General features: G+C 72.4%; 13 protein-coding genes. 9 read left to right on the top strand and 4 right to left on the bottom strand.

Annotated elements, in window-relative coordinates:
- The first annotated feature begins 361 nt into the window (after positions 1-361).
- Positions 362-676 carry a hypothetical protein gene (locus QSK20_RS27860; RefSeq protein ID WP_285791579.1) on the top strand — a complete coding sequence of 105 codons (315 nt, stop codon included), beginning with the start codon at positions 362-364 and terminating at the stop codon, positions 674-676.
- Between the two features lie 738 nt (positions 677-1,414).
- On the opposite strand, the gene QSK20_RS27855 is transcribed toward QSK20_RS27860, so the two are convergent.
- Complete coding sequence (locus QSK20_RS27855) at positions 1,415-2,581, bottom strand: glycosyltransferase (RefSeq protein WP_285791578.1); 1,167 nt, start codon at positions 2,579-2,581, stop codon at positions 1,415-1,417.
- An 80-nt stretch (positions 2,582-2,661) separates the two neighbouring features.
- Here QSK20_RS27855 and QSK20_RS27850 point away from each other — a divergent pair, with 80 nt between their 5' ends.
- From QSK20_RS27850 to QSK20_RS27835, 4 genes are all read left to right on the top strand, one after another.
- Positions 2,662-3,522 carry an Fpg/Nei family DNA glycosylase gene (locus QSK20_RS27850; protein ID WP_285791577.1) on the top strand — a complete coding sequence of 287 codons (861 nt, stop codon included), beginning with the start codon at positions 2,662-2,664 and terminating at the stop codon, positions 3,520-3,522.
- A gap of 320 nt (positions 3,523-3,842) precedes the next feature.
- Complete coding sequence (locus QSK20_RS27845; RefSeq protein WP_285791576.1) at positions 3,843-5,354, top strand: sugar transferase; 1,512 nt, start codon at positions 3,843-3,845, stop codon at positions 5,352-5,354.
- 56 nt (positions 5,355-5,410) lie between these two features.
- Positions 5,411-6,700, top strand: coding sequence for a histidine kinase (locus tag QSK20_RS27840; protein ID WP_285791575.1), 1,290 nt, complete (start codon positions 5,411-5,413; stop codon positions 6,698-6,700).
- Positions 6,697-7,455, top strand: a complete 759-nt coding sequence (locus tag QSK20_RS27835; protein WP_088981453.1) for a LytR/AlgR family response regulator transcription factor — start codon at positions 6,697-6,699, stop codon at positions 7,453-7,455. The genes QSK20_RS27840 and QSK20_RS27835 overlap by 4 nt, the downstream gene beginning before the upstream one ends.
- A 31-nt stretch (positions 7,456-7,486) precedes the next feature.
- Here the strand turns inward: QSK20_RS27835 and QSK20_RS27830 are convergent, their stop codons facing one another.
- Positions 7,487-7,933 carry a hypothetical protein gene (locus QSK20_RS27830; protein WP_285791574.1) on the bottom strand — a complete coding sequence of 149 codons (447 nt, stop codon included), beginning with the start codon at positions 7,931-7,933 and terminating at the stop codon, positions 7,487-7,489.
- Between the two features lie 274 nt (positions 7,934-8,207).
- Here QSK20_RS27830 and QSK20_RS27825 point away from each other — a divergent pair, with 274 nt between their 5' ends.
- The 3 genes from QSK20_RS27825 to QSK20_RS27815 all read left to right on the top strand — a co-directional run bounded on the left by QSK20_RS27825 (position 8,208) and on the right by QSK20_RS27815 (position 12,431).
- Positions 8,208-10,283 (top strand): MSCRAMM family protein, encoded by a 2,076-nt coding sequence (locus QSK20_RS27825; protein WP_285791573.1) that lies wholly within the window; start codon positions 8,208-8,210, stop codon positions 10,281-10,283.
- A gap of 104 nt (positions 10,284-10,387) precedes the next feature.
- Complete coding sequence (locus QSK20_RS27820) at positions 10,388-10,789, top strand: hypothetical protein (RefSeq protein WP_285791572.1); 402 nt, start codon at positions 10,388-10,390, stop codon at positions 10,787-10,789.
- Between the two features lies 1 nt (position 10,790).
- Positions 10,791-12,431: a sodium/solute symporter gene (locus QSK20_RS27815; RefSeq protein ID WP_285791571.1), complete on the top strand. Its 1,641-nt coding sequence runs from the start codon at positions 10,791-10,793 to the stop codon at positions 12,429-12,431.
- A 9-nt stretch (positions 12,432-12,440) separates the two neighbouring features.
- Here the strand turns inward: QSK20_RS27815 and QSK20_RS27810 are convergent, their stop codons facing one another.
- Positions 12,441-13,088, bottom strand: coding sequence for a response regulator (locus tag QSK20_RS27810; protein WP_285791570.1), 648 nt, complete (start codon positions 13,086-13,088; stop codon positions 12,441-12,443).
- The gene (locus tag QSK20_RS27805) at positions 13,085-14,227 is read right to left on the bottom strand and encodes a sensor histidine kinase (protein ID WP_285791569.1); all 1,143 of its coding nucleotides are present in this window, start codon (positions 14,225-14,227) and stop codon (positions 13,085-13,087) included. Before QSK20_RS27805 ends, QSK20_RS27810 begins: the two co-directional genes overlap by 4 nt.
- Positions 14,228-14,313: 86 nt before the next feature.
- Here QSK20_RS27805 and QSK20_RS27800 point away from each other — a divergent pair, with 86 nt between their 5' ends.
- Complete coding sequence (locus tag QSK20_RS27800) at positions 14,314-15,786, top strand: serine hydrolase domain-containing protein (RefSeq protein WP_285791568.1); 1,473 nt, start codon at positions 14,314-14,316, stop codon at positions 15,784-15,786.
- Positions 15,787-15,824 lie beyond the last annotated feature (38 nt).

Here is a 15,824-nt window from a genome sequence, read left to right as displayed (position 1 = left end):
CCGACTCAAGGACCGCGACCTCGGCCGCGTCCCCGCAGCCAGCAAGACCAACGACTAAAGATCAACCAAACCAAGGTGGTCCAGTTTCAGCCGGACCACGGTGGTCACGATTGAGGCGGCGTTGACACAGCCGCGTACCGGGCGATCGGGGTCGACCCGGTGACCTACCTGCCCGAGCGGCCCTTGCTGACCCTCGCCGGCGAACACCGGGCGGGGTACCGGTCATGACGGCGAGACGAACGCCGCAGGCGATCCAGACCGCCTGGTACGTGCTCGAATACCACCGACACCACCGCTGCCCGCACTGCACGGAAAGCGGCTGGTGCCAGGACGTCCAGATCGCGCGAACGCGGCTCACGGCGTGGTACCGGTTCCACCAGCGGTAGTCCGACTCAGGGCCGGTGACCTGCTCCATCTCACCCGCGCCGCCAGCGTCCAGTTCGTTACGCCGATCATGTTCCGGCTCATCCGCGTCCTCGACCGGCCGACGTTCGACGGATGGCTGTGGCTCGACGGGTACCAGTTGAACAAGAAGGGCGACGCAGTCGCCCGACGAGAACTCTTCGTCCAACAAGCCGGCCTGCGGAAGGTCTCCACTCCCGCCCCCACTCCTCGGCGGGGTGGTCGTCAGCCCGCGCCGGGGAACCCTCCGCTGGTTCGTCGTGACAGGAGCTAGCTGCACTACCCAGGGGATCGCCCTGCTTGGGCCGCCCCGTCTTTGAGTGAGTGCCTCGATGTAGTCGATCTGGTTCTGAGCCGCCGTCGGCTCGCCCTTCACGATCGCGGAGAAGCAGCGAATGCGCTTGACGTCGTCCTTCGGACGGAGCGGGCGCACCAACTCGATGACATGGAACCACAGTGCTTTGTGCCCGGATTTACACCATTCGGTCTTCTACTGCGTGTATGGTGGGGTCATACGACGCCGAGAGATACGGCAGGAACGGCCCCTTCGGGGCCGTTTTTTGGGCCGGGTCGCTGCTGGCGCTTAAAGCCGGTGGTCGAGCCATCGTGGCACAGACGGGCCTGGGCGAAACTAACTATTGAGGACGTTTCGCACATCTGTTTGTCAAGTGCGCAAAGGATCCTCGGCTCCGTTCGGCGCACCGCCAGCGGTGGGACGCAGCCGTCGGCTTAACTGTCGTGCGTCATCAGCGGATGGAAGGCAAGGCGGAGATCGTCACCGACCGGGCGGACAACCCGAGGGTCGGGGTTGTTCCGCGTCGTAGCCCAAACCCTCGCCGCGTTCAACGGCTGACGCCGACCTGCTCCGGCGGCTCTGGCCGACCCTCTGGCTGCCACTCCAGCCGGGTCGTCCGTAGGGGACGCCCGAACGAGATGCGGCATCTCGGGGTCTCCGAGCAGGAGAAGAGCCCGAGATGCCGCAACTTGAGTTGATCAAGCTGCCCGGAAGGCTTCAGCGGAGCGAGGCGTACACGTCGATGAGGCGCTTGGTGACCACGTCGGGGTGGAAGGTGCGCTCGTAGCGCAGCCGGGCGGGGGCCGAGAGGGCGGCGGCACCGGCTGCCGCCGTCGGCAGGGCGGCGGCCATGGCGGCCGGGTCGGCGGGCACCACCCAGCCGACCATGCCGGCCGGGTCGTCCGCGCCGACCAGGTACGGGATGCCGCCCAGGTCGGTGCCGAGCACCGGCCGGCCACTCGCCATCGCCTCGATCACCACGGTCGGCAGCACGTCGTGCCAGAGCGAGGCGGCGATCACCACGGCGCTCTGCGCCATCACCGCCCGGACGCCGTCCCGGTCCAACGAGCCGAGGTAGGTCACGTCGGACCGCTCGGCGGCGGCCTGCTCGGCGAGGTGGCGCAGTTCACCGTCCCCGGCGATGCGCAGCGGGCCGAGTGCGCCGTCCGGGTGCCGCCGCCAGGCGTCGAGCAGCAGGCCGAGGCCCTTCTCCGGGGAGAGTCGACCGAGGTAGAAGAAGCCCTCGCCGAGCGGGGCGGGGCGGCCGGGGTCGGGGATGCCGTTCGGCTTGACCACGATCCGGTCGGCGGGGATGCCGTACTCGCGCAGGTGGGTGGCGATCTGGGAGGTGAGCGCGACGAACCGGTCCACCGAGCGCCAGGTGGGGCGGTGCACGGCCAGGGTGGTCGCCATCAGGGCGCTCTGCACCGTCGAGCCCCGGTAGCAGCGGTTCCGGATCGCCGGCACGCCGAGCGCCCTGCCCTTGCAGTCCTGGCAGATCGCGCCGTCGCGGAAGTAGACCCCGGAGGAGCAGACCTGCCGGTAGTTGTGCACCGTCTGCACCACCGGCACCCCGTGCTTGTGCGCGGTCCGCACCACCCAGGGCGAGAGCAGCGGGTACGGGTTGTGCAGGTGCAGTGCGTCCGGTTTGTGCTCGGTGAGCAGCCGGCTCAGCTCCTGCTGGGCGCGGGGGGCGTAGATCGGCGAGATCGGCAGCAGCGCCTTGGCCGTCTTCGGCATCGTGGGGATCTCGTCGGAGCTGCGGATGAACGGCAGCACCTCCACCCCCGCCGCGGTGAGCTGGGCGATCTCCGCGTCGACGATGGTGTTCTCACCGGAGGGCTGGGCCTGGCGGTACCGGTTGTGCGCCACCACGATTTTCACGGGGCCAGCCTCTTGTTCGCGATTGCGGGACTCGCAAGCTCATTCCTCACGCTCACGGGTGTCAAGGCTACCGTTGAGGAGTGCCGGAGCTACCCGAGGTGGAAGCGCTCGCCGATCACCTGCGCAGACGTGCCGTCGGGCACCACGTCGAGCGGCTGGAGATCGCCGCGATCAGCGCCCTGAAGACGTACGACCCGCCGTCGAGCGCGGCGGTCGGGCGGGCGGTGACCGACGCCCGCCGGCACGGCAAGTTCCTCGACGTGGTGTTCGACGGTGACCTGCACCTGGTGGTGCACCTGGCCCGCGCCGGCTGGCTGCACCACCGGGAGTCGTTCCCCTCCGCCACGCCGCTGCGTCCCGGCAAGGGGCCGATCGCCGTGCGGGTACGCCTCGACGACGGCTCCGGCTTCGACCTGACCGAGGCGGGCACCCAGAAGAGCCTGGCCGCGTACCTGGTGACCGATCCGGCGCAGGTGCCCGGGGTGGCCCGGCTCGGCCCGGACGCCCTCGACGCCGACCTGGCGACCTTCACCGAACGGCTGCGCAGCCGGCGGGGCCAGGTGAAGGGGGTGCTGACCGACCAGCAGGTGCTGGCCGGGGTGGGCAACGCCTACTCCGACGAGATCCTGCACGCGGCGAAACTCTCGCCGTTCGCGCTGACCGACCGGCTGACCGACGCGCAGATCACCGCCCTGCACGAAGCGACCCGGCGGGTGCTCGGGGAGGCGGTGACCCGCTCGGTGGGTCAGCGGGCGGCGGAACTGAAGGCGGAGAAGCGCTCCGGGCTGGCGGTGCACGCCCGGACCGGGCTGCCCTGCCCGGTCTGCGGAGACACCGTGCGGGAGGTCGCGTTCGCCGATTCGAGCCTCCAGTACTGCCCCGGGTGCCAGACCGGCGGCAAGCCGCTCGCTGACCGAAGGTTGTCCCGGATCGTACGCTGAGTGACGGCAGAACGGACAGAGGTATCAAGATCACCCACCCGGTTCCCCACCGTCGGCTGCGTGGCTCTACCCCTGCCCCGATCCATCGGTATAGTGGCTCGGTCCCCGGCTCCCGCTGATCGGAGCCGGCCGGATCCCGGTCCCAACACCGTCGTCATCTCCACAGGGTCGACGGCGGTGTGGGGGCTCGCGTGGGAGACTGGTAACGGTGGGCGACCGGGCCCCTCACTGTGTGGGCGGCGCGTGTCATGCGGGAGGACACAGTTGAGGTGACGACAAGCCTCCAGCGCCCGGTGGACAACGAAGGCCGGAGCAGAATCGTGCGGCACGTCGACAGCTTCGAGATCCAGCCGCCGACGCCGTCGTCGCACAACGGCGTACCCCGGTTGGCGTGGGCGAGAGCCAGCCGCCGGGTGTCCCGCTGGCACCGGCCCTACACCCTCCTCCTCCTGCTGCTCGACTTCGGGGCGGCGGCCCTGGCCAGTTGGATCGCCATCCAGCTTTTCGACCAGGCGGCCTCCGGCTTCACCGAGGCCGAGAACGACCCGACCTGGTTCCACACGGTGTCGTTCGTGCTGCTCCCGCTCGGTTGGGTGGTCATCCTCTGGAGCAACCGGGCCTACGACCGCCGCTACCTGGGTCTGGGTCCGGAGGAGTTCAAGCGGGTGATGCGGGCGGCCGTCACGGTGGCCGCCAGCGTGTCGTTCCTGGCCTTCGCCACCGTGACCCAGCTCTCCCGGTACACGGTGGGCACCGCGCTGCTCGGCGCGGCCGTGCTGATCCTGTTCGGTCGGATGGTGGCCCGGTTCGCCCTGCACGGGGTCCGGCGACGGGCCGGCCAGGCGGCGCACCGGATGGTGCTGGTGGGCACCCTGCCGGAGTGCCTGGAGGTCTACGCGGCGGTCACCCGTAACCCGGCCGCCGGTCTGGTGCCGGTCGCCATCCACGTCACCGACGGCTACGCGGCGGTCCGGGGGATCGAGACCCCGGTGCCGGTCTACGCCGGCCGGGACGTGCTCGCCCTGGTCCGCGAGGTCGGCGGCGACACCATCGCGGTCTGCGGCTCGGCCAGTTCCGAGCCGGGCGAACTGCGCCGGCTGGCCTGGCAACTGGAGGGCTCCGGGGTCGACCTGGTGGTCGCGCCGCAGCTCACCGACATCGCCGGGCCCCGGGTGCACATCCGCCCGATCGAGGGCCTGCCGCTCCTGCACGTCGAGGAGCCGACCCTCTCCGGCCCGGCGCTGCTGATGAAGAACCTGATGGACCGGGTGGCGGCCGGGCTGGGACTGCTGGTCCTCGCACCGGTCTTCCTGGCCATCGCGGTCGCCATCCGCATCTCCGACCCGGGACCGGTCTTCTTCCGGCAGCCCCGGGTGGGACACGAGGGGCGTACGTTCCGGGTCTGGAAGTTCCGCACCATGTACGTCGACGCCGAGGACCGGCTCGCCAGCCTGGTGGACCAGAACGAGACCGACGGCATGCTCTTCAAGATGAAGGAGGACCCGCGGGTCTTCCCGGTCGGTCGGTTCCTGCGCGCCTCCTCGATGGACGAGCTGCCCCAGCTGATCAACGTGCTCTGGGGCGAGATGTCCCTGGTCGGGCCACGCCCGCTCCCCGCCGACGACGGTGACTTCCTGGGTGACGTGCGGCGTCGACTGCTGGTCCGGCCCGGAATGACCGGTCTGTGGCAGGTCTCCGGCCGCTCCGACCTCTCCTGGGACGAGGCGGTCCGACTCGACCTGTACTACGTCGACAACTGGTCGCTCGCGTACGACCTGAGCATTCTCTGGCGGACCGTCGGGGTCGTGCTCGCCCGCAAGGGCGCGTACTGACCGCTGCCGGCGGTAGGGGCTTGGCGGGTGGTGCCCCGACCGGACAGGATCATCGGGTGAGCGGCAACGTTCCCGAGGTGCTCGCGGTCGTCGCGCTGGTGACCGCGCTGGTGGCCGCCCTGCTCGGGGTGGGCCGGCTGCGCGCCCGCCGGGGCATCGCCACCGCCAGCCAGCGGGCCACGTACGAGGTGCTGCACACCGCCGGGCTGGCCGCCGCCCCGCTGCGTACCGGGCTGGACGAGGCCGGCGCGGCGAAGGCCGTCCGTCACCTGCGGGCCCTGGTGGGCGCGGTCGGGTTGGCGCTGGCCGACCGGGACGACCTGCTCGCCCTCGACGGGCGCGGCGCGCACCACGCGGCCCAGCTTCGCGCGGCGGCCCGGAAGGCGGTGGCCGCCGGCCGCTCGACCGTGCTCGGCGAGGTGGAACTGCACTGCGACCGGGTCGACTGCCCGGTACGCGGTGCGGTGGTCGCCCCGCTCAGCGGCCCGGACGGGCGGGTGGTCGGGGCGCTGGTGGCGGTCGCCGACGAGGCTCCGGCACCGGGGCTGGTGCAGGCCACCCTGGAGACCGCCGACTGGGCCGGCGACCAGCTCGCCCTAGCCGAGCTGGACTCGTCCCGGGAGCGGCTGGCCCGGGCCGAGGTCCGGGCGCTACGGGCACAGATCAGCCCACACTTCATCTACAACGCGCTGACCGCCATCGCCTCGTTCGTCCGCACCGACCCGGAGCGGGCCCGGGAGCTGATCCTGGAGTTCGCCGAGTTCACCCGGTACTCCTTCCGGGCCCACGGCGAGTTCACCACGCTGGCCGAGGAACTGCGCTCGATCGACCGCTACCTGACCATCGAGCGCGCGCGGTTCGGCGACCGTCTCCAGGTGCGGCTCCAGATCGCCCCGGAGGTACTCCCGGTGACGCTGCCCTTCCTCTGTCTGCAACCGCTGGTGGAGAATGCCGTCCGGCACGGGTTGTCCCGCAAGCCCGGCACGGGCATGGTGAGCATCGAGGCCCGGGACGCGGGCGCCGAGTGCCACATCACCGTGGAGGACGACGGCGTGGGAATGGACCCGGCGACCCTGACCGCCGGCATCGCCGAGCTGGCCGGGCCGGCCGGCGAGCCGGACGGCGTGGGGCGCTCCGGCGGGACCGGACATCCGGGCGGTTCGGGTCATTCGGGCGGGCCGGGGGACGACTCCGGACAGCACGTCGGACTCTCCAACGTCGACGAGCGGCTCCGGTCGGCCTTCGGCGACCGGTTCGGCCTGGTCGTGGAGACCGGCCTCGGCTCGGGTACGAAGGTGAGCATGCGGATCCCGAAGTTCCACCCCGGCGTCCGGGCCGGCTCGTGACCGGCGGGTTCCTGCGGGTGCTGGCGGTCGACGACGAGCCCCCGGCGCTTGACGAGTTGGCGTACCACCTGCGCGCCGACCCCCGGGTGGCCCGGCTGCACACCGCTTCGGACGCCACCGAGGCGCTGCGGGTGCTCCGCGACGACGACGTGGACGTGGTGTTCCTGGACATCCGGATGCCCGGCCTGGACGGCATGGAGCTGGCCCGGGTGCTGCGCCGCTTCGCCCGCCCCCCGTCGATCGTCTTCGTCACCGCGTACGACGACGGCGCGGCGGACGCCTTCGACCTGGGCGCGACCGACTACGTCCGCAAGCCGGTGCGCGCGGAACGGCTGGCCGAGGCCCTGCGCCGGGTGATCGGGGCGCGGGTGGTGCCGAGCCACCCGGCCGCGCTGGCCCGGGCCGAGGACGATCCGACCATCCCGGTCGAGCTGGCCGGGACGACCCGGATGCTGCCCCGCTCGGCGGTGCGGTGGGTGGAGGCGCAGGGCGACTACGCCCGGCTGCACACCGCGGACGGGTCGCACCTGGTCCGGGTGTCGCTCTCCACCCTCGCCGACCGCTGGGCGGATGCCGGTTTCGTCCGGATCCACCGGTCGTACCTGGTGCAGTTGCGGCTGATCGCCGAGCTACGGCTGGTCAACTCGGGCTACGTGGTGGTGGTCGACTCCACCGAGCTGCCGGTGAGCCGCCGGCACACCCGGGAGCTGAAGGACCGGCTGGTCCGCGCCGCCAAGCAGGACTGGAACCGCTGACCATCCTCGGACGGCCGCCGGGCGAGCCGGGTCAACAGCCCTGTCGTCCGCTGCTGATCTGGTACCGGTAGCCCTGCCAGTCGATGTAGCCGACCGCGGCGACGCAGTAGTTCGCGGCACCGGTGACGCCGCGCGGTCCCGCGTAGTAGGCGTAGTTGCCGGAGTCGGCACTGGAGCTGACCGCGATCGTGCACGGCTGCCCCTCGCCGGACCGCTCGGTGCACCGGTAGGCGCGTACGTAGGTCGGCGCGGAGACGCCGTACGCGGCACCCTTGTGGTAGAAGCAGGCGCTGTTCGTACCGCCGTTGGAGCTGTTGTAGAAGATCGTCAACTCGCCCGGACCGTAGGTCCTGCTGTAGGTGACGGTCCCGGAGCACGAGACGGCGGCCTGTGCGGGTGACCCGGTGGTGACGACCAACCCACCACTGACGACCACCAGGGCCAGGACGAGTGCGAGAACGCTGCGACCGTGACGCATGATCTGCTCCCTTCGACGCAATCGACAGACGGTAGTGCCTATAGGGGCAAACTCTGCCAAGAGTCGGCGGATGGCTCCATGCCCGACATCTGTCGAATCACCGACAGGCGTCGCCGGCTTCCCACAGGTCAGGGCCGTCACGTACCCGGCCGAAAAGTGGAGTCGCCAGAGATAGCCGACCGCCTATGCTCCCGGTGCCGATCCGGTACGGGGCGCGGGGTCGGTGCGGCGTCGTGCTGCGCGGGCGCCCCACCACCCTCACGTTTGGACACACATGCGACTGTCCCTCACGCGTCGCGTCGCCCTGGTGGGCGTCGTCGCCGCGTCCCTGCTCGCACCCGGGGCACTCCCGGCGCAGGCGGCGGAGACCGGAACGGTCAGCGGACGGCTGACCACCAGCACCGGGGCCGGAGCCGCCGACACCCTGGTCATCGTCTACACCCCCGACTTCTTCGGGGCCGGCTCGACCAGCACCGACGCCAACGGCAACTGGAGCGTCACCGACCTGGCCCCGGGCAGCTACGCCGTCGGCTTCCACCCCTCCGACGCTCCCGAGCAGTACTACCGGCAGAAGTCGACCCCCTGGGACGCCGACCGGGTGACCGTCACGGCGGGCGACACCACCACGGCGGACGACCAACTGTTCGCCACCGGCACGGTCAGCGGCCAGATCCGCGACGCCGCCGGCGCCCCGGTGTCGGATCTGCTGATCGAGGCCGTCGAGGTGGACACGTACGTCCGGAGCCACGTCCGGACCGACCCGGACGGGCGGTACCGGATGGGCGTACTGGCCGGCACCTACCGGATCTCCTTCCAGCCGATCGAGGGAATCTGGCAGAGCCAGTACGTCCCCGGCAAGCTCGACCAGGAGGCGGCCGGCCGGTACGCGGTCACCGCCGGGGCGGAGATCGTGGTCGACGAGACCGTGCTGCCGACCGGCAGCCTCTCCGGCACGCTGACCGACGCGGCCGGCCAACCGGTCGCCGAGGCGCACGTGTCGGTCAACACCGCGAACATGTACGGAGCGGTGGACGCGCAGACCGACGCCAACGGAGCGTTCAGCGTGCCGGCGCTGCTCGCCGGGGCCTACAAGATCGCTTTCTACGTGGGTGACCGGCAGCAGTTCTACCGGGGCAAGCTCACCCACGAGGACGCCGACGTGGTGACCGTGCAGGGTGGGCAGAGCACCACCGTCGCCGAGAGCCTGCTCGGCGAGGGCTCGGTGGAGATCTCCGCTGTCGACTCGGTGACCGGTGCCCCGGTCGCCAACTTCTGCGCCAGGTCGGTCTGCAGCAACGGCACCGGCAAGGTCACCGTCACCGGCCTGCCGGAGGGCCGGCACGACATCTCGTTGTACACCGCTGACCTGCGGTACTTCCAGCGGGAACTGGCCGACGTGCGGGTGGTGGCGGACCGGACCACCCGGCTCGCGCCGAAGATGCGTCCCGGCGCGGTGATCACCACGACCGTCGTGGACGCGCAGACCGGCACCCCGGTCCCGCGGGTCTGCGTCGCGGCGATGCTGCCCAAGCAGGCCGCCCTGCCCGAGGGCTTCGGTGAATGCACCGACAGCGCCGGCCGGATGCGGATCGGTCCCCTGGTGACCGGAACGTACCGGCTCTTCGCGTTCCCTCGGAACACCGCGTACGGCCGGCAGTGGGTCGGGGCGACCGGGGGGACCGGTGACGAGCGGCAGGCGGTCACCGTCACCGCCACGGCCGGCACCGAGGTGGCCGGTCCGCAGGTCCGGTTGGACCCGGCCGGGAAGATCACCGGAGTGGTCACCGACGCGACGACCGGCACGCCGGCCGGTGGGGTGGACGTGTCCGTGCTCACCGGTCATCCCTGGCTGGGCACGGACGACGCGACGACGGACCAGAACGGCCGTTACACCCTGGAGCGGCTGGGCCCGTACGCCTGGCCGGTGGTGTTCGCCGGTCACCCGTTCCCCCACCAGTGGTCCGGGAACTCGGTCAACCGCTACACCGCGACGCCGGTCACCGTGACCAGCGGCACCACCGCCACGTACGACGTGGCCATGCGGACCGGCAGCACGGTCAGCGGCACGTTCACCACCCCGGACGGGAAGCCCTTCACCGACGGGTACGTGGCTGCCCACAACGTCGAGACCGGTGACGTCGTCGGGCGGAGCGCGGTCGAGAACGGCCGGTTCAGCATGACGGCGCTCGGCGGGCAGCGGGTCTACCTCACCTACAACGTCGGCATCGAGGGGCGCTACCACGCCGGCAGGTACACCGTCGTCGACCCGGACGGCGTCCGCCGGCTGGCGCGGTTCACCGTGCCAACCACCGGGACGCTCACCGCCGACCTGGTGGTGTCCACAGGCTGACCGGGTTTTCCACAGGCTCCGGGCCGGTTGTCCACAGGTTGTGCACAGCCGGCCCGGATGCCGTCCGGTCTTGACATCCGGGTGGAGACGGTGAGACTGCGTCAGTGGCCGCCCCCACCGACCCCGTACCCCCACCCCGGCGACCGGAGCCTCGAACGCGGATCGTGCTCGCCGAGGTGTCCCGGCGGGGCACCGACCGCACCCGCAGCGAGCTGACCGAGCAGACCCGGGTCGGCGAGGCGCTGGTCCGGGGCCTGGTCCGGGCCCAGCTCGCGCTGGCACTGCGGCTGGCCGTGGTGGTGCTGGTCGGACTCGGCGGGCTGCCCTGGCTCTTCGCCATCGCGCCGGCGGTCGGCCGGGTCACCGTCGCGGGCGTCAACCTGCCGTGGCTGCTGCTCGGGGTGGCCGCCTTCCCGTTCCTGGTCGCGGTCGGCTGGGCGTACGTGCGGTTGGCCGAACGGAACGAGCAGGACTTCTCCGACCTCGTCCAGCGGCCGGAGCGCTGAGGTGGACAACGGTTACGTGGTCCCGGCGATCGTGGCGGTCACCCTGGCCACGTTCGCCATCGGCTTCTACGGGCTGCGGGTGGCCCGGACCACCTCCGACTTCCTGGTCGCCTCCCGCGCGGTCAGCCCGACCTGGAACGCCGCCGCGATCGGCGGGGAGTACCTCTCCGCGGCCTCCTTCCTCGGCATCGCCGGGCTGATCCTCAAGTACGGCGTCGACGTGCTCTGGTACCCGGTCGGCTTCGCCGCCGGCTACCTGGCGCTGCTGCTCTTCGTGGCCGCCCCGCTGCGCCGGTCCGGGGCGTTCACCCTGCCGGACTTCTGCGAGCTGCGGCTGCACTCGCGCCGGCTGCGGGCGCTCGCCACCGTCTTCGTGATCTTCATCGGCTGGCTCTACCTGGTGCCGCAGCTCCAGGGGGCGGGACTGACGCTGACCACGCTGACCGGCTCGCCGTACCCGGTCGGAGCGCTGGTCGTCGCGGTGGTGGTCATCGCGAACGTGGCGCTCGGCGGGATGCGGGCGATCACCTTCGTCCAGGCGTTCCAGTACTGGCTGAAGCTGACCGCGCTCGCCGTACCGGTGATCTTCCTGGTGTTGCAGTGGCAGGCCGACGGCCGACCCGAGGTGACCCCGCCCGACGGACCGGCGTTCCGGACCGCGACCACCGTCGTGGTCGACCATCCGGCGACCCTCACGCTCGCCGACGGCACCACCCGCGAGGTACGCCCCGGCGACGAACTGGCCTTCGCGGCCGGCGACCCGGTGCCGGCGGTCTCCGGTGTGGTCACCAACGCCGCCGACTGGCTGCTGCCGAGCACCGCCGGGGACGACGACCGGGGACTGTTCGCCACCTACTCGCTGATCCTGGCCACCTTCCTCGGCACCATGGGGCTGCCGCACGTGCTGGTGCGCTTCTACACCAACCCGGACGGCGCGGCGGCCCGGCGGACGACCCTGGTGGTGCTGGCCCTGGTCGGAGCCTTCTACCTGCTGCCCACCCTGTACGGGGTGCTCGGCCGGGTCTACACCCCGCAACTGCTGGTGACCGGGCAGACCGACGCGGTGGTGGTGCTCCTGCCCGGCGCCGCGCTCGGCGACGGGGTGACCGGCCGGCTGCTCGCCGCGCTGGTCGCCGCCGGGGCGTTCGCGGCGTTCCTCTCCACCTCCTCCGGGCTGCTCACCAGCGTCGCCGGGGTGATCTCCACCGACGTCCTCGGACGCGGCTCGGTCCGCGGCTTCCGGCTGGCCACCGTGATCGCCGGGGCGGCACCGGCGCTGCTCGCGCTCAACGTCTCGGGGATGGACGTCTCCCAGGTGGTGGGGCTCGCCTTCGCGGTGGCCGCGTCCAGCTTCTGCCCGCTGCTGGTGCTCGGCATCTGGTGGCGGGGACTGACCGACGTGGGGGCCGCCGCCGGCATCCTCACCGGTGGCGGGGCGGCGGTCACCGCCGTGCTGCTGACCGTGGTCGGCCCACCCCTGACCGGGTGGCCCGCGACGCTCATCGCCCAGCCGGCCGCCTGGACGGTGCCGCTCGCGTTCACGGTCATGGTGGCGGTCTCGGTGGCCTCCCGCCGCCGTCTCCCCGCCGACGTCGCCACCACCATGCTCCGGCTGCACACCCCCGAGGCCCTGCGGCTGTAGGGGAACCGGTCAGGGGTCGGCCAGGCCGGCCTCGTACCCGGCGATGACCAGTTGCGCCCGGTCCCGGGCCGCCAGCTTGGCGAGCAGGCTACCGATGTGGGTCTTGAGAGTGCCCCGGCTGATGTGCAGGGTCGCCTCGATCTCGTCGTTGGACAGGCCCCGCGTGACCAGCGCGAGCACCTCGTGCTCGCGTGGGGTCACCCCGTCGAGCCGACGCCGGGGCAGGCGGGGAACGTGGCCGGCGATGAGCCGCCGGGTCACACTCGGCGCGAGCAGCGACTCGCCGGCCGCCACCGTCCGGATCGCGTTGACCAGCCGGGGTGGGGTGATGTCCTTGAAGACGAAGCCGCTCGCCCCGGCCCGCAACGCCCGGTAGACGTGGTCGTCCAGGTCGAACGCGGTGAGCACCAGGACCCGTGGGGGGTCCGCCACGGCGGTGATCCGGGCGGTGGCGGCGATGCCGTCGAGGTCGGGCATCCGTACGTCCATGACGACGACGTCGGGCCGGCGGGCCGCGGCGAGCGCGACCGCCGCCCGGCCGGTGCCGGCCTCGCCGGCCACCGCCAGCCCCGGGGTCGCGTCGACCAGCCGGCTCACCGTGCCCCGGAACAGCGGTTCGTCGTCCGCCAGCAGGACCCGGACGGCAGCGGTGGTCATGTCCGGAAGGGCAGGGTCGCCCGGACGGCGAACCCACCGTCCGGCTCGGGTCCGGCGGACAGGCTGCCGCCGTGCAGGGTGGCCCGTTCCTGCATGCCCAGCAACCCGTGACCGGGTCGGTCGGTCCGCCGGGGCGTCGTGCCGTCGTCCACCACGGTCAGGCTGAGCTCGCCGTCGGTCGCCGCGACCGTGACCCGGCACCGGGTGGCACGGGCGTGGCGGCGTACGTTCGTCAACGCCTCCTGCACGATCCGGTACGCCGAGGTCCGCACCCCGGCCGGTACGCGCGACAGGTCCGCCCGGTCGACGGTGACCGCCACGCCGGCTGCCCGGGTCTCCTCGACCAGCCGGTCCAGGTCGACCGGGCCCGGTGCGCCACCGCTGTCCTCTTCGCGCAGCCCGCCGAGGACCGTCCGGACGTCGGCCAACGCGCTCCGGCTCGCCTCTTCGATCGTGCGCAACGCGGCCTCCCGTCCGCTGCCCAGGTGGTTCGCGACCGCCGCCTGCATGGTGATCAGGCTCAGGCTGTGGCCCACCACGTCGTGCACGTCCCGCGCGATGCGCAGCCGTTCCTCGGCGATCGCCCGCGCGACCCGCAGATCGGTGAGTTGGCTGGCGTGCCGCCGCCGGGTGCGGACCGCCCAGGCCAGGGCCCACGAGGCGGCGACGACCGCCGTGCCGTAGCCGGTCACCGTCAGCGGCGTGGTCGAGAAGGACTCCACGCCCTCCCGGGCCGGGACGATCGGCAACCCGGCCACGAACGCGTCGACCAGACCCGGCACCAGCACGCCACCGAGCGCGGCGGCGAGGCCCCAGGCGGCGGCCCGGGCCGACGACAGCGCCACCGGGTAGAGCGCCGCCGCCACCACGTACACGACGATCTCGACGCCGATCCCCACGACCAGCGCGGTGGCCGTGGTCAGCAGCACCACGACGAGGACCGGCACCGGCCACCACCGGCGGACCGCCAGCGGCAGCCCGAGCAGCCCGGCCAGGCACCACACCCACCAGCCCGAGGCGGGTCTCATCAGCACCACCGCGGCCACCACGGCCGCCGCGGCCAGCGCGTCGACCGCGATCCAGGCCCACCGCCAGAGCCGGGGCGGAACGGGCGCGAGAGTCCTCGCCGGTGGTGCCACGGGACCAACCGTATCGACGTCGCTCCGGTGTCGCCTCGGACCACGGTCCGATGCGGGGCGACCCGGTCGCGCCCCAGGCTCGGACGGTGCTGATCCGTGCCCTCGCCGCCCTCGTCCTCGCCGTCCCGGCCGCCCCCGTCCACGCGCCCGCTCCCCCGGTCGACGCCGCCTCGATCGATTCCGTCGTCCGGGCGTACCGCGAAGCGACCGGCATCCCGGGGATCGCGGTCGCCGTGACCCGGGGTCGCGAGGTGGTACGCACCGCCGGGTACGGGCACACCGCGACCGGGACTCCGGTCACCGACCGGTCGGTGATGGCCGTCGCCTCGCTCAGCAAGTCCGTCACCGCGCTCGCCGTGATGCAGTTGGTGGACGCCGGGCGGGTCCGGCTGGACGCGCCGGTCCGGGAGTACCTGCCGGAGTTCACCATGGCCGACGACCGCGCCACCGCGATCACCGTGCGCCACCTGCTCGACCAGACCTCCGGCATGTCCGACACGACGTACCGGCCGTTCAGCGGGCCCACCCGGCGGACGCTCCGGGAGGTGGTCGCGTCGTTGCGGACCGCCCGGCTGGCGGCGGCCCCCGGCGCCCGGTTCGAGTACCACAACCCGAACTACCAGGTCGCCGCCCGGCTCGTCGAGGTGGTCGACGGCCGGCCGTTCGACGACTACCTGCGCCGACACGTGTTCCGGCCGCTCGGGATGACCGACAGCCGCACCGGCGCCACCGCCGACGACCTGCCGCCCGAGGCCCGCGGCCATCGGATGGTCGCCGGGACGGCCGTCGCCCTGCCGGAACCGCCGGCCTTCGGCGCCGGCTCGGGCGGGGTGCTGAGCACCGCGCACGACATGGCCGCCTGGCTGGTCGCCCAGAACGACCGCGGACGCGGACCGGACGGCACACCGGTGGTCTCCGCTGCCGCGCTGGCCGAGACGCACCGCCGCCCCGCGACGGGCTCGTACGGTCTGGGCTGGACCATCGGCGAGACGCCGTCCGGCGCGCCACTGGTCGACCACACGGGTGGCCTGATCACCGTCACCGCGTACCAGGCCCTGCTCCCGGCCAGCGGGTACGGCGTCGTGGTCCTCGCGAACGCCGGAAGCCAGTACGGGGACGCCCCCGAACTCGGCGCGCGTCTCGTCGACCTGATCGAGGGCCGTCCGGTGTCCCCGGCCCCCTCGTCCACCCCGCTGGTCCTGATCGACGTCGGATTGCTCCTGCTCACGATCGGCACCGGGTTCCTGGCCGTCCGGGGCGTCCGGCGGTCCCGCCGCTGGGCGGAGCGGCGTCGACCGGGCCTGACCACCCTCGTCCGGCTGCTGCCGTACCTGCTTCCCCTGCCGCTCCTGGGCTGGCTGCACCGGGTGGTGAGCTACCTCTACCGGGGCATGGACATCTCCTGGCTCCAGGCCGTCTACCTGTATCCGACGGTCACGCTGCTGCTGACGGTCGGGGCGCTGGGCTGCCTCGCGGTGCTCGTCACACGGGTGGGACGCGTGCTCCGCGCCCGCGCTTCGGTGACCGCCGTCGACCACCAGGGTCAGCCGCCCGGGTGAGGGCGGTCCCCTGAGGTGGAGGTCGAGATCGTCCCTGA

This window comes from Micromonospora sp. NBRC 101691, assembly GCF_030269285.1.
GTDB classification, from domain to species: Bacteria; Actinomycetota; Actinomycetes; order Mycobacteriales; family Micromonosporaceae; genus Micromonospora; species Micromonospora echinospora.
This window is presented reverse-complemented; position numbering and strand designations above follow the sequence as displayed.

What these genes read in the sequence shown, in the direction of transcription:
- QSK20_RS27830 (WP_285791574.1), bottom strand. Translation starts at nt 7,933, where the DNA reads ATGCGTCACGGTCGCAGCGTTCTCGCACTCGTCCTGGCCCTGGTGGTC.
- QSK20_RS27825 (WP_285791573.1), top strand. Translation starts at nt 8,208, where the DNA reads ATGCGACTGTCCCTCACGCGTCGCGTCGCCCTGGTGGGCGTCGTCGCC.
- QSK20_RS27810 (WP_285791570.1), bottom strand. Translation starts at nt 13,088, where the DNA reads ATGACCACCGCTGCCGTCCGGGTCCTGCTGGCGGACGACGAACCGCTG.